This window comes from Microbacterium sp. (assembly GCF_047971895.1).
Classification (GTDB): domain Bacteria; phylum Actinomycetota; class Actinomycetes; order Actinomycetales; family Microbacteriaceae; genus Microbacterium.
Genome location: NZ_JBKEAF010000068.1, coordinates 1 through 13,497 on the forward strand (window position 1 = coordinate 1; position 13,497 = coordinate 13,497).

Below are 13,497 nucleotides of genomic sequence, written 5' to 3' on the forward strand. Positions count from 1 at the left end.
CGCAGCCACCGCCACGGCAGCAGCAGGAACAGGGGCAGCACGAGCGGCCACAGCACGTAGAACTGCTCTTCGACGGCGAGCGACCACAGGTTGCGGAAGAGCTCGGGAGTGTCTTGCGTGAAGTAGCTGGTGCCGGCGGCCAGCGAGACCCAGTTGTAGCTGAAGGTCGCCGCGCCGATGATCTGCGCGCCCATCTTCACGAGCACGTCGCCGCCGATCAGCCACGCGACGGTCGCGCACACCGTGACCAGCAGGGCGAGGGCGGGGAGCAGGCGCCGGGCGCGTCGCCGCCAGAACGGCAGCAGCCGCACCGTGCCGGTCTTGTCGTGCTCATTCAGCAGCAGGGTGGTGATGAGAAAGCCGCTGATAACGAAGAACACGTCGACGCCGATGAACCCGCCCTGCATGAACCACTGCGGGAACAGGTGGTAGACGACGACGAGTGCAACCGCGATCGCGCGCAGTCCGTCGAGCCCCGTGAGGCGTAGCGGCGGGCGCGCGGGCACAACGGTGGCGGCGTCGTTCATGAGGCTTTCGGGCGAGGGGAGTGGATGCTTCGCCGCACCGATTCTAAGCCGTGCCGTGGCTAGGCTGGAAGTCGTGCGGATCCGCCTCGACATCGCCTATGACGGCTCGCACTTCCGCGGGTGGGCCCGCCAGCCCGGACTGCGCACCGTGCAGGGCACCCTAGAGGACGCGCTTGGACGCGTGCTGCGCACCGAGACCCGGCTCGTCGTCGCCGGCCGCACCGACACCGGCGTGCACGCCACCGGCCAGGTGGCGCACGTCGACGTCGACGACGAGGTGTGGGCGGCGGCCACGGCGCACCGGCGCCGGGGGCCCGAGGCATCCGATCCTCTCGCCGTCTTCGCGCGCCGCGTCACGGGCGTGCTCGGCGCATACTCCGATGTCGTCGTGACGCGCTCATCACCCGCCCCCGATGGCTTCGACGCACGGTTCTCGGCGGTGTGGCGGCGGTACGAGTACCGTATCGCCGATCTGACTGCCGGCTACGACCCGCTCGAGCGGCATCGCACCACCGGCGTGCGCGCGCACCTCGATGAAGACGCGATGGATGCCGCGGCCCGCTCTCTGATCGGACTCCACGACTTCGCCGCCTATTGCAAGCCGCGGCCCGAGGCCACGACCATCCGCACACTGCTCGAGTTCGAGTGGCGACGCGACCAGCACGGCACGCTGGTCGCCGGCATCAAGGCCGACGCGTTCTGCCACAGCATGGTGCGGGCGCTCGTCGGCGCGTGCGTCGCCGTGGGGGAGGGGCGCCTCGATGACGACGACCTCGTCGCGCTGCGCGACGCGAAGCAGCGCACGAGCGAGTTCAAGGTGCTCGCGGCGCGCGGACTGACGCTCACCGAGGTCGGCTATCCCGCCGACGATCTGCTCGCGCAGCGGGCCGGTCAGACCCGAGCCCGGCGGAGCCTGGACTGACCGCCGCCGGTGTCAGGCCACTCTCTGCCGTGCCCCGTACGCTGGGGTCAGCATGAAGGTCATCTCGTACAACCTGCGCAAGCACCGGGCCGCCGCCGAGTTGGCCGGACTCGTGGAACGCCACGGTGTCAACGTGCTGTGCCTGCAGGAGGCCGACACGACCGACATCCCGCGGGAGCTGAACGGCCTGCGTCTGGCCGCCTCGACCCAGAACAACCGCCTGGGGCTCGCCGTCTACTACCGGGAGAACACCTACCGCGCCGTCGGTACGTGTTCGCTGGCGCTGAAGAAGTCGCTGCACGACCGGGTGCTCAAGCCTGCCGAAGAGCGTCTGCTCGGGGTGCGCCTGCACGATATCGACGACGGGCACGAGATCATCGTGGCGTCATTCCACGCGGCACCCCTCACCGCACTCAACCGGCTGCGGCGGCACCAGATCCGCACGGCCCTGGCGGAGCTGTCGACGCTCGGCGAGGGATTGCCGACCCTCATGGTCGGTGACTACAACTATCCGGTGTTCAAAGAGAACCTCGGCCAGAAGGTGCGTGAGCACGGGTACGAGTTGACGCTCAGCGACACCCGCACGTACACGCGGTACCGGTTCTCGCGCGGGCATTACGACTTCGTGACCTCGGTGGGTTTCGAGATCGAACGCGTGCACACACTGCCGCAGGGTCGCAGCGACCACCTGCCGATCCTCGTCACGGCGCGGGCCACGGGCCGACGCGAGGGTGGATGAAGCCGGTTTGGATGCGGCATTCACATGCCGTAAGATAGCTCTTTGGTGTGCGGTTCTTGCTGATCCGTCCACCGCGAACGTGAGCCCTCCACTGGTGTCGTTCCTCGCGAACCGCCCCGGAGCGGGATTCACGAACCTCTCCGTTCGATCAGAAAGCAGCACTACTGTGACGCGCACCTACACCCCCAAGGCCGGTGAAGTGACCCGTGAGTGGGTCGTCATCGACGCCACCGACGTCGTGCTCGGCCGTCTGGCCTCGCACGCGGCGGCCATCCTCCGTGGCAAGCACAAGCCGACCTTCGCCCCGCATGTCGACACCGGTGACTTCGTCATCGTCGTCAACGCCGACAAGGTGGCGCTGACCGGCCAGAAGCTCCAGAAGAAGATGGCCTACCGCCACTCGGGCTACCCGGGCGGCCTCAAGGCGGTCTCGTACGAGGAGCTTCTCGAGAAGAACCCGGTGCGTGCCATCGAGAAGGCCGTGCGCGGCATGCTCCCGAAGAACACGCTCGGCCGCCAGCAGCTGTCGAAGCTCAAGGTCTACGCGGGTGCCGAGCACCCGCACGCGGCGCAGCAGCCGACCACATACACGTTCGACCAGGTCGCCCAGTAAGCGCCGCCCGAATCTAAGGACACACTGATGGCGAAGATCGCAGACTCCTTCCCGGCCAACGACGCCGGCGCTCCCGAGAGCTTCTCGACCGAGACCCCGACCGACCAGGCCGCCGTGGCCGCCGAGCGCCCCGTGCTCAACGTTCCCGGCGCCGCTGTGGGCCGCCGCAAGCAGGCCATCGCCCGCGTGCGGCTCGTGCCCGGCACCGGCACCATCACCGTCAACGGCCGCACGCTCGAGGACTACTTCCCGAACAAGCTGCACCAGCAGCTGATCAACGACCCGTTCACGGCCCTCAATCTCGTCGGCGCCTACGACGTGATCGCCCGCATCTCGGGTGGTGGCGACTCGGGCCAGGCCGGCGCCCTGCGCCTGGGCATCGCCCGCGCGCTCAATGAGATCGACGCGGAGCACAACCGCCCGACGCTGAAGAAGGCCGGCTTCCTGTCGCGTGATGCGCGCATCAAGGAGCGCAAGAAGGCCGGGCTCAAAAAGGCCCGCAAGGCACCTCAGTACTCGAAGCGCTGATCGGTCGCCCTCCGATGCCGCTGTTCGGCACGGACGGCGTGCGGGGGCTGGCCAACGGTCACCTCACCGCCGACCTCGCGCTCTCCCTGGCCCAGGCGACCGCTGTCGTGCTGGGTCAGGGGCGTACCGCCGAGGCGCGTCGCGCCGCCGGTCGCCGCCTGACCGCGGTGGTCGCACGCGACCCGCGCATCTCGGGCGAGTTCCTCTCCGCGGCCGTCGCCGCCGGCCTCGCATCGTCGGGCGTCGACGTGCTCGAGGCGGGAGTGCTGCCGACCCCGGCCGCCGCGTTCCTCGTCGCCGACCGCGATGCCGACTTCGGTGTCATGGTGTCGGCGTCGCACAACCCGGCGCCTGACAACGGCATCAAGATCTTCGCGCGCGGCGGCGTCAAGCTGCCCGACGTCGTCGAGCAGCGCATCGAGGCCGCCATGAGCGGCCCCAAGCTGCAGCCCACCGGGGCGGCGGTCGGTCGCATCCAGCGCTTCTCCGACGCGGAGGACCGCTACGTCATCCACCTGCTCGGCTCGCTGCCGCACCGCCTCGACGGCATCCACGTGGTGCTCGACTGCGCGAACGGCGCCGCGTCGGGTGTGTCGCCCGAGACGTTCCGGGATGCCGGGGCTCGTGTGACCATCATCGGCGCCGACCCCGACGGGCTCAACATCAACGACGGCGTCGGCTCGACGCACCTCGATCAGCTCGCCGCCGCAGTGGTCGCGCACGGTGCCGATGTCGGCATCGCGCATGACGGCGACGCCGACCGGTGCCTTGCCGTGGATGCGGCGGGGCGTGTCGTCGACGGCGATCAGATCATGGCGATCCTGGCCATCGCCATGAAGGAGCGCGGCGAGCTCGCCGACGACACCCTTGTCGCCACGGTCATGAGCAACCTGGGCCTGCGCGTCGCGATGCGTGAGCACGGCATCGAACTGGTGCAGACGAAGGTCGGCGACCGGTACGTGCTCGAGGCGATGAACGGTGCGGGATACGCGCTCGGCGGCGAGCAGTCGGGCCACGTCATCATGAGCCGGTACGCCACCACCGGGGACGGCCTGCTCACTGGCCTGCACCTCGTGGCCGAGATGGCGCACCAGGGCAAGACGCTCGCCGAGCTCGCCTCGGTGATGACCGTGTACCCGCAGGTGCTCGTGAACGTGAAGGACGTCGACCGCGAACGCTGCGCGGACGACGAGGTCGTTCAGGCCGCCGTCGCGGCCGTCGCCGACGAGCTGGGCGACACCGGCCGGGTGCTGCTGCGCCCGTCGGGCACCGAGCCGGTCGTGCGCGTCATGGTCGAGGCCGTCGACGAGCCCACGGCGCAGCGGCACGTCGGCGCGCTCGCCGACGTGGTCCGCACGCAGCTCGCGCTGTAGTCCGCGCGACCGCTAGTGCCAGGCCAGCGACTCGATGTAGCGCAGCAGCACGCCCTCGCGCAGCGCCCACGGGGCGACCTCGAGCTCGTCGACGCGGAGCGCACGCATCGCCTCGTGCACGACCACGGCGGCGGCCACGATCTGGAACGTGCGGTCGGGCGTGATGCCGGGCAGCTCCTGCCGCGCCGAGGCGGGCAGGCGGCCGAGTCGCGGTATCCAGGAGCCCAGCGCCGAGCGCGGCATCCGCTGTCTCTCCACTCCCGCCGGACCGCTGTCGGAATACCCGGTCAGCCTCGCGAGCGACCGGATCGCCTTCGACGAGCCCACCACCAGGTCGGGCCGCGCCAGCCCTGAGAACGCCTCGGCGACGGGCTCGAGGGTCGCCCGGGCATGGGCGCGCAGCCGCTCGATCGCCTCTTCACCGGGCGGATCGTCGGCGAGGAAGTTGACCGTCATGCGTCCGGCGCCCAGGGGGACGGATGCCGCGGCGTCCGGCAGCTCTTCGGGCCCCGCCGCGAGCTCGAGCGAACCACCCCCGATGTCGAGCAGCAGGATCTGGCCTGCGGCCCAGCCGAACCAGCGGCGCACCGCCAGGAAGGTGTACCGGGCCTCGGTCTCCCCGCCGAGCACCTGCAGCTCCTGCCCCAGGGCGGCTTCGATACGCGCGACCACGTCCTTGCCGTTGGCGGCCTCGCGCACGGCGCTCGTGGCGGTGGCCAGCAGCTCTTCGACGTTCTCGGCGGACGCGACCTCGCGTGCTTCGCTCACCGCGGCCTCGAGCGCGCGCACGCCCTCCTCGGTGATCTCGCCGTCCGGCCCCAGAAAGCGCATGAGCCGCAGCACCGTGCGCTGGCTCGTGGTTCCCAACGGGCGCCCTCCCGGGTACACGTCGGCGACGAGCAGGTGGACCGTGTTCGACCCGATGTCGAGGACTCCCAGACGCACGGGAACAGAGTAGCGCGTGCGAAAGCCGCAGCACCGCTACTATTGGCGCGATGCCAGTTGAGGAGGCCGTGAGTACGGCGCAGTTGTACCGCGAGATCGCGCGTGCCGATTGGTCGCGCCTGGCGGCGGGGATGCCGCAGCCGCTCACGGAGACCGAGGTCGTGCAGCTGCGCGGGCTGGGGGACCGGCTCGACATGGCAGAGGTGCGCGAGGTGTACCTGCCGCTCAGCCGCCTGCTGAGCCTCTACGCGCACGCGACGAAGCGGCTCGGTGCGGCGACCTCCGAGTTCCTCCAGGAGGCCGACCCGACCACGCCGTTCGTCATCGGGGTCGCGGGCTCGGTTGCGGTGGGAAAGTCGACCATCGCGCGCCTGCTGCGCGAGCTGCTGAGCCGCTGGTCGGACACCCCGCGGGTCGAGCTGATCACCACGGATGGCTTCCTCTTCCCGAACGACGAGCTCGAGCGGCGCGGGCTCATGGACCGCAAGGGGTTCCCCGAGTCGTACGACCGGCGGGCGCTGCTGGCGTTCCTCACCGAGGTCAAGAGCGGCGCTCCGCAGGTGCGGGCGCCGTTCTACTCGCATATGCGGTACGACATCGTGCCCGATGCGGTGGTGACGGTACGCCGCCCCGATGTCGTCATCGTCGAGGGTCTGAACGTGCTGCAGCCGCCACCGAACCCGAACGACGTGGCCGTCAGCGAACTGTTCGACTTCTCTGTCTATGTCGACGCCGATGCTGTCGACATCAGGCAGTGGTACATCGACCGGTTCCTCGCGCTGCGCCGCGCCGCGTTCAGCAACCCGAACTCGTACTTCAATGTGCTCGCTGACCTCAGCGACGACGAGGCCGTCGAGCGGGCGCTGCACTTCTGGAACACGATCAACCTCCCGAACCTCGAGGAGAACGTGCTGCCCACGCGCCACCGGGCGACGCTCGTGCTGCAGAAGGCCGCCGACCACAAGGTCGAGACCGTCCAGCTGCGCAAGCTCTGACGTCACCGCCCGGCATCTGCACGGGCACCCGCCGATTACGATGGACCTCATGTGTGGAATCGTCGGCTACGTGGGTCCGCGCCCGAGCCAGAGCATCCTGATGGCGGGCCTCGCGCGACTCGAATACCGCGGCTACGACTCGGCCGGTGTCGCCGTGATCGACGCCGACGGCGACCTCGGCATGCGCAAGCGCGCCGGCAAGCTCAGTGTGCTGCGCGACGACCTGACCGCGCACGCACTGCCCGACGGCGCCACGGGCATCGGGCACACCCGCTGGGCGACCCACGGCGCCCCGAACGACAGCAACGCGCACCCGCACCTGGCCGACGACGACCGTCTCGCCGTCATCCACAACGGCATCATCGAGAACTTCGCCGAGCTGAAGGCCGACCTCGTCTCGGACGGGTACGCGTTCGCGTCGCAGACCGACACCGAGGTCGCCGCCGTGCTGCTGGGCCGCCAGTACCGCGACAACGGGGGTGACCTCGCCGCCGCGTTCCGGGCCACGGTGAACCGCCTCGAAGGCGCCTTCACGCTGCTCGCGATGCACGAGGACCACCCGGGGCTGGTGGTCGGCGCACGCCGCAACTCTCCGCTGGTGATCGGTCTCGGGGAGGGTGAGAACTTCCTCGGCTCGGATGTCGCCGCCTTCGTCGAGCACACCCGCCGGGCGCTCGCGATCGGCCAGGACCAGATCGTGGCCATCACGCCCGACGCCGTCGTGGTGACCGACTTCGACGGCACACCCGTCGAGCCCGAGCCGTTCGACGTGACCTGGGATGCCTCGGCCGCCGACAAGGGCGGCTGGTCGTCGTTCATGGCCAAGGAGGTGTCGGAGGAGCCCGAGGCCGTCGCCAACACGATCCGCGGCCGGGTGCGCGACGGGGTCGTCGCCATTCCCGAGCTCGACGGGCTCGACGAGCTGTTCACGGACATCTCGCGCATCATCGTCGTCGCGTGCGGCACGGCCGCCTACGCCGGGATGACGGGCAAGTACGCGATCGAGCAGTGGACCCGAATCCCCACCGACGTCGAGCTGGCACACGAGTTCCGCTACCGCGACCCGGTGATCGGCCCCGACACGCTGGTCGTGTCGATCAGCCAGTCGGGCGAGACGATGGACACCCTGATGGCCGTCAAGTACGCGTGCGAGCGCGGCGCGAAGACGCTGTCGATCTGCAACACCCAGGGCGCGACCATCCCGCGCGAGTCCGACGCGATCGTGTACACGCACGCCGGCCCCGAGGTCGCCGTCGCCTCGACGAAGGCGTTCGTCGCGCAGATCACGGCGCTGTACCTGCTGGCGCTGCACATCGGCGGCCTGCGCGAGGCGCTGACCGCCGCCGAGATCGCCGAGCACGTGCGCGAACTCGAGGCCGTGCCGGCCAAGATCGCCGAGGTGCTCGAGACCGAGCAGGCGCATATCGAGCAGTTCGCGCACTGGATGGCCGACACCCGCTCGGTGCTGTTCCTCGGTCGGCACGTCGGCTACCCGATCGCCATGGAGGGTGCGCTCAAGCTCAAGGAGATCTCGTACATCCACGCCGAGGGCTTCGCCGCCGGCGAGCTCAAGCACGGCCCGATCGCGCTCATCGAGCCCGGGCAGCCCGTGTTCGTGCTCGTGCCGTCGCCGCGCGGTTCGGGCGAGATGCACAAGAAGGTCATTTCGAGCATCGAGGAGATCCGCGCCCGCGGAGCGCGCATCATTGCCGTGGCGGAGGAAGGGGATGCCGCGGTGCTCCCGTTCGCCGACGAGGTGCTGCGCATCCCGCTCGCCGGGCCCCTGTTCGAGCCGCTGCTCGCGGTGGTGCCGCTGCACGTCTTCGCGATGGGGCTCGCCACCGCCAAGGGCCTGGACGTCGACCAGCCCCGCAACCTCGCCAAGTCGGTGACGGTCGAATAGGCGCGGGTGCGCTCGCACCGGTCGAGGAGGAGCATATGATCGCCGGCATCGGCGTCGACCTGGTCGACATCCCGCGTTTCGAGCGCTCACTCTCGCGCACGCCCCGGCTGCTGGAGCGCCTCTTCGCCCCTTCCGAGCGGCTGCTCGCATCGCGGTCGCTTGCGGCGCGCTATGCCGCGAAAGAGGCGCTCATCAAAGCGCTCGGCGGGTCGGAGGGCGTGCACTGGACCGAGATCGAGGTGGCGCCCGAGGCATCCGGACGCCCGTGGTTCACCCTCACCGGCTCGACCGCCGCCGTCGTCGCGGAGCGCGGCATCGACACGATCCACTTGTCACTGACGCACGATGCGAACCTGGCCGTCGCGTACGTGGTGGCCGAGACCGCCGGCAGCGCACAGACCCCGGGCGGCACGCGGTGAACGGCATGCGCGAGGCCGCGATCGACGCCGCGGCCATCACCGAGAACGTGCGGCACCTGCGCCGCCTCACCGGCACCGAGCTCATCGCCGTCGTGAAGGCGAACGGGTACGGGCACGGTGCGCGCACCGCGGCGCTCGCGGCTCTCGCGGGCGGTGCCGACCGGATCGGCGTCGCCGATATCGACGAGGCGCTCGCGCTGCGGCGCGCGGGCGTGTTCGCACCGATGATCGCGTGGCTGCACGCCCCCGACGCATCGTTCGCCGAAGCGGCGTCGGTGGGCATCGAGCTGGGCGTGTCGAGCTTCGACCAGCTGCAGCAGGCGGCCGCCGCGGCATCCACTCGGCCTACCGCCGTGCACCTCAAACTCGACACCGGCCTGTCGCGCAACGGCCTGGCGCCCGCCGACTGGGGCACGGTGTTCGCCGAGGCGGCGCGACTCGAGCGCATCGGCCGCCTCGAGGTCGTGGGGCTGTTCAGCCACCTCGCCAACGCGAGCCGCGACGAAGACCTCGCTGCGGTGCGCGCGTTCGAAGAGGGGGTGATCGCCGCGGCATCCGCTGGGCTCACCCCGCCGCTGCGGCATATCGCCGCCACCCACGCGGCCATCGCGCTGCCCGAGGCACGGCTGAACTGCGTGCGGGTGGGCCTCGGCATCTACGGGCTGTCGCCGTTCGCCGATCGTTCGTCCGCCGGGCTGGGCCTGCGCCCAGCGATGACGCTGCACGCGCGGGTCGCGGCCGTGCGCCGTGTGCCGGCGGGAACCGGCGTCTCATACGGCTTCGACCACCGCACGGCCGGCGAGACGACGCTGGCGCTGATCCCGCTCGGGTATTACGACGGGGTGTCCCGGTCGGCCATCGGGCGCGGGCCGGTCATGATCGCGGGGCGTCGCTTCACGGTCGCCGGCAGGATCGCGATGGACCAGCTCGTCGTCGACGTCGGCGACACGCCCGTCGCTGTCGGCGACGAGGCCGTGATGTTCGGCGATCCGACCCTCGGGGTGCCCTCGGCCGACGACTGGGCAGCGGCGTGCGACACGATCAACTACGAGATCGTCACGCGCATCGGCCCGCGCGTGCCACGGGTGACGACGTGACCGGCCTGGAGGTGGTGCGTGGCGATCGCGAGATCGCCTCACCCGATGAGATGGAGGCACTGGGCGAGGAGATCGGGCGGATGCTGCGCCCCGGCGACCTCGTCGTTCTCACCGGCCCGCTCGGCGCGGGGAAGACCACCCTCACGCGCGGCATCGGTGCCGGTCTCGGCGTGCGCGGGCCGGTGCAGAGTCCGACGTTCGTGATCGCACGCACCCACCCGTCGGTCGCGGGGGGCGCACCGCTCGTGCACGTCGACGCCTACCGGCTGGGCTCGCCCGCCGAGCTCGACGACCTCGACCTCGACTACGACGGCTCGGTCGTCGTCGTCGAGTGGGGCCGGGGCATGGTCGACGGGCTGCGCGAGCGCTGGTGGGAGATCACGCTGGCGACGATGGATGCCGCGGCGCGCGCTGACGCTGCGCTCGACGCCACGGGGCTCGACGTCACTGCGTTCGACACCGTGCTGCCCCGCACCGTCACGATCACCGCGCACCCGGACGTACGAGCACCGCGCCGTGCGACACAATGAATCCATGACGGAGGGGATGCCGACGCGCGCGCAGCGCCGGACCAGCAGGCGTGTGCGGCGTACGCGGACACTGTGGGCGGTCGCCGCGGGCGTCGTCATCGTGGCCGCCGCGGTCATCGGCGCCGTGGTCGTGTTCGCCCGGCCCGCGGTCTCCACCGCGGCCACCCCCACCCCCTCGGTGACCGCGACGCCCACGCCCACGCCGACACCGCTCACCCCCGAGGAGCAGCTGCTCGCCTCGACCACCGACCCGCTCGCGTGCGCCGTGTCCTTCGAGGGACCGGGGCTGAGCGTCGACCCCGTGCTCGTCACCGAAGAGCAGCGGTTTCCGGCGCTGCCGATTCCGCAGGCCGAGGGCCAGGTGTTCTCGGGGTGGTATGCAACGGCGGCCGACGCGGAGGCCCGCAGCACCCCGGCCCGCGTGAACGGATCGCGCCTGGCGGACTGCACCGATCGGCGGCTGGTGCTGCACGGAGACTGGACGACCCCGCAGCTGCTGGCCGAGGAGAACGCCGGCGTGCCGATCCTGATGTACCACCAGTTCACGACCAAGCCCGAGGGCGAGGACAACTGGCTGCGCCTCAACTTCGTCTACATCGAGGACTTCGCCGCGCACCTTCAGTACATCAAGGACGCCGGGTTCTACCTGCCCACGTGGGACGAGCTGAGCGCCTTCATCGACGGCCGGCTCTACCTGCCCGGCCACTCGGTGATCATCACCGACGACGACGCCGACCCGACCTGGTTCGACCTGGCCGCGCCCCTCGTCGCCGAGAGGCAGCTGATCGCCACGTCGTTCGACATCACCGTCGACGGCGCTCCCGAGCAGAACCCCTTCATCCTGCGCCGGTCGCACACCGATGACATGCACCGCGCCGGCGACAACGGACAGGGCCGCATGGTCAACCTCAGCCCCGAGGAGATCGCCGCCGAGATGGAGGTCTCTGCCGCCAAGCTCGACGGCGCCAAGGAGGTCATGGCCTACCCGTTCGGGCACTACGACGAGCGTTCCAAGGAGGGGCTGCGCCTGGCCGGTTTCGAACTGGCCCGCACCATCGAGCCCGGCTACGTGCGCGTCGGCACCGACAAGCTCGCCCTGCCCATCGTGCGCATCAACTACGGCATGGACGTCGGCGCCCTGCAGAACCTCATCGGCTGACGCGGGGCGACTACCCTGGAGGGGTGCTGCTTGCCATCGACACCTCGCTCGGCACCGCCGCGGCGGTGGTCGAGCCCGACGGCGTGGTGCGCTCGGAGGTCGAGAGCCTCGACCCGCGCGGCCACGCCGAGGCCGTCGGCACGCTGATCTCCCACGCGCTGGCCGAGGCGTCGATCACCCCTGCCGACGTCACGCACGTCGCCGTGGGCATGGGGCCGGGCCCGTTCACCGGACTGCGCGTCGGCATCGCCGCCGCCCGCGCCTTCGCGCTCGGCCGCGCGGTGCCGGTCGTGCCCGTGGTGAGCCACGACGCGGCCGCGCTGACCCGGCTGCTCGGCGATGCCCTGCGCGGCGTCGACACCCCGCGGTTCGCCGTGGTCACCGATGCCCGCCGCCGCGAGGCGGCCTACACGGTGTACGACGACCTCGATGCAGCGGGTCTGCCCGTGCGCACGGCCGAGCCCGCGCTGGCACTGCGCGACGAGATCGACGACCGGCTGACCGGCGTGGGCGCCGAGCGCAGGGAGGCGACCCGCGTCTCGGCAGCGATGCTCGGCATCGTCGCAGCCCGCGCGGTCGCCGCCGATCGCCGCGTCGGTCCCGATGATGCGCTGTACCTTCGCTCACCCGACGTGACACCGCCCGGCCCGCGCAAGGTGCTGCTGTGATCCGCCACGCCGCACCGGCCGACCTCGACGCGATCATGACACTCGAGCGCACATCGTTCCCCACCGACGCGTGGAGCGAGGCCACGATGGGCGATGAGCTGGCATCGTCGCACAGCGCCTACTTCGTGGCCGAGCGCGACGGCCGGATCGTCGGGTACGCGGGACTGCGAGCCCCCGACGGCGCTCGCGACGCCGACGTGCAGACCATCGCCGTGGCCGCCGCCGTGCGCGGCGAGGGGCACGGCCGGGCGCTGCTGACGATGCTGCTGCGCGAGGCATCCGATCGTCGCGTGCGGGAGGTGTTCCTCGACGTGCGCGCCGACAACCCGGTCGCACAGGCGCTGTACGTCTCCGAGGGCTTCGCCGAGATCGCGCGCCGGCCGCGCTATTACCAGCCCGACGACGTCGACGCGGTCGTCATGCGGCTCGACGTGCCGGCCTGGTCGACACGTGCCCGTGCGGAGGCGTCATGACGGCGGGGCCCCTGGTGCTCGGCATCGAGACGAGTTGCGACGAGACCGGCTTCGGCATCGTGCGCGGCGGCACGCTGCTGGCCAACACGATCGCCTGCAGCTTGGACGAGCTCGACGGCTACGGGGTCGTCGTGCCCGAGGTGGCCGCGCGCGCACTCGTGGAGGCGCTGCGGCCGACGATCGAGACGGCGCTGCGCGAGGCATCCGTCTCTTTCCGCGACCTCGACGCGATCGCCGTGACCTCTGGCCCGGGCCTAGCGGGCGCGCTGATGGTCGGCATCGGTGCCGCCTAGGCGCTCGCGGTGTCGCTCGGAAAGCCCCTGTACGCGGTGAACCACCTGGTCGGCCACATCGCCGCCTACATCGTGGATGCCACGGCCCCGCCGATCGAGTACCCCACCGTGGCACTGCTCGTGTCGGGCGGGCACACGTCGCAGCTGCTCGTGCGCGACCTCGCCTCCGACGTCGAGCTGCTCGGCGAGCCGATGGACGACGCCGCCGGTGAAGCCTTCGACAAGGTCGCGCGGCTGCTCGGCCTGCCCTACCCGGGCGGACCCGAGATCGACCGTGCCGCCGCCACGGGCGACTCGGCCGCGATCGCGTTCC

At 70.9% G+C, this 13,497-nt stretch carries 15 protein-coding genes and 1 pseudogene; 14 read left to right on the top strand and 2 right to left on the bottom strand.

Annotated elements, in window-relative coordinates:
- Nucleotides 1–527, bottom strand: a 527-nt coding sequence (locus ACK5IN_RS05535) for an acyltransferase family protein (protein WP_416895208.1), incomplete at its 3' end; no start/stop codon positions are given.
- 73 nt (nt 528–600) lie between these two features.
- Here ACK5IN_RS05535 and truA point away from each other — a divergent pair.
- The 5 genes from truA (at nt 601) to glmM (ending at nt 4,702) form a co-directional block, all read left to right on the top strand.
- Nucleotides 601–1,449, top strand: coding sequence for a tRNA pseudouridine(38-40) synthase TruA (truA, locus tag ACK5IN_RS05540; protein ID WP_416895209.1), 849 nt, complete (start codon nt 601–603; stop codon nt 1,447–1,449).
- A 52-nt stretch (nt 1,450–1,501) separates the two neighbouring features.
- Complete coding sequence (locus ACK5IN_RS05545; protein ID WP_416895210.1) at nt 1,502–2,188, top strand: endonuclease/exonuclease/phosphatase family protein; 687 nt, start codon at nt 1,502–1,504, stop codon at nt 2,186–2,188.
- Nucleotides 2,189–2,354: 166 nt separating this feature from the next.
- Nucleotides 2,355–2,801, top strand: a complete 447-nt coding sequence (gene rplM, locus ACK5IN_RS05550; RefSeq protein ID WP_416895211.1) for a 50S ribosomal protein L13 — start codon at nt 2,355–2,357, stop codon at nt 2,799–2,801.
- A gap of 27 nt (nt 2,802–2,828) precedes the next feature.
- Nucleotides 2,829–3,329: a 30S ribosomal protein S9 gene (gene rpsI / locus ACK5IN_RS05555; protein ID WP_416895212.1), complete on the top strand. Its 501-nt coding sequence runs from the start codon at nt 2,829–2,831 to the stop codon at nt 3,327–3,329.
- Nucleotides 3,330–3,343: 14 nt separating this feature from the next.
- On the top strand, nt 3,344–4,702 hold the full coding sequence (gene glmM / locus ACK5IN_RS05560; protein WP_416895213.1) for a phosphoglucosamine mutase: 1,359 nt from the start codon (nt 3,344–3,346) through the stop codon (nt 4,700–4,702).
- A gap of 12 nt (nt 4,703–4,714) precedes the next feature.
- Here the strand turns inward: glmM and ACK5IN_RS05565 are convergent, their stop codons facing one another.
- Nucleotides 4,715–5,647, bottom strand: coding sequence for a Ppx/GppA phosphatase family protein (locus ACK5IN_RS05565; RefSeq protein WP_416895214.1), 933 nt, complete (start codon nt 5,645–5,647; stop codon nt 4,715–4,717).
- A gap of 50 nt (nt 5,648–5,697) precedes the next feature.
- Here ACK5IN_RS05565 and coaA point away from each other — a divergent pair, with 50 nt between their 5' ends.
- The 9 genes and pseudogenes from coaA to ACK5IN_RS05610 form a co-directional block, all read left to right on the top strand.
- Entirely contained in the window at nt 5,698–6,642 is a 945-nt protein-coding gene (gene coaA, locus ACK5IN_RS05570; protein WP_416895215.1) for a type I pantothenate kinase, read from the top strand.
- 49 nt (nt 6,643–6,691) lie between these two features.
- Nucleotides 6,692–8,545 carry a glutamine--fructose-6-phosphate transaminase (isomerizing) gene (gene glmS / locus ACK5IN_RS05575; protein WP_416895216.1) on the top strand — a complete coding sequence of 618 codons (1,854 nt, stop codon included), beginning with the start codon at nt 6,692–6,694 and terminating at the stop codon, nt 8,543–8,545.
- Between the two features lie 35 nt (nt 8,546–8,580).
- Nucleotides 8,581–8,964 (top strand): holo-ACP synthase, encoded by a 384-nt coding sequence (locus tag ACK5IN_RS05580; RefSeq protein WP_416895217.1) that lies wholly within the window; start codon nt 8,581–8,583, stop codon nt 8,962–8,964.
- A gap of 5 nt (nt 8,965–8,969) precedes the next feature.
- Complete coding sequence (alr, locus tag ACK5IN_RS05585) at nt 8,970–10,061, top strand: alanine racemase (protein ID WP_416895221.1); 1,092 nt, start codon at nt 8,970–8,972, stop codon at nt 10,059–10,061.
- On the top strand, nt 10,058–10,591 hold the full coding sequence (gene tsaE / locus ACK5IN_RS05590; protein WP_416895218.1) for a tRNA (adenosine(37)-N6)-threonylcarbamoyltransferase complex ATPase subunit type 1 TsaE: 534 nt from the start codon (nt 10,058–10,060) through the stop codon (nt 10,589–10,591). The genes alr and tsaE overlap by 4 nt, the downstream gene beginning before the upstream one ends.
- A 4-nt stretch (nt 10,592–10,595) precedes the next feature.
- Complete coding sequence (locus tag ACK5IN_RS05595) at nt 10,596–11,750, top strand: xylanase (RefSeq protein WP_416895219.1); 1,155 nt, start codon at nt 10,596–10,598, stop codon at nt 11,748–11,750.
- 23 nt (nt 11,751–11,773) lie between these two features.
- On the top strand, nt 11,774–12,418 hold the full coding sequence (gene tsaB / locus ACK5IN_RS05600; protein ID WP_416895220.1) for a tRNA (adenosine(37)-N6)-threonylcarbamoyltransferase complex dimerization subunit type 1 TsaB: 645 nt from the start codon (nt 11,774–11,776) through the stop codon (nt 12,416–12,418).
- A gap of 35 nt (nt 12,419–12,453) precedes the next feature.
- A complete protein-coding gene (rimI, locus tag ACK5IN_RS05605) occupies nt 12,454–12,891 on the top strand; it encodes a ribosomal protein S18-alanine N-acetyltransferase (RefSeq protein WP_416895222.1) in 438 nt (145 codons plus the stop codon).
- Nucleotides 12,888–13,497 (top strand): annotated as a pseudogene (locus tag ACK5IN_RS05610) (tRNA (adenosine(37)-N6)-threonylcarbamoyltransferase complex transferase subunit TsaD); the annotation flags it as partial. The gene rimI and the pseudogene ACK5IN_RS05610, both read left to right, overlap by 4 nt.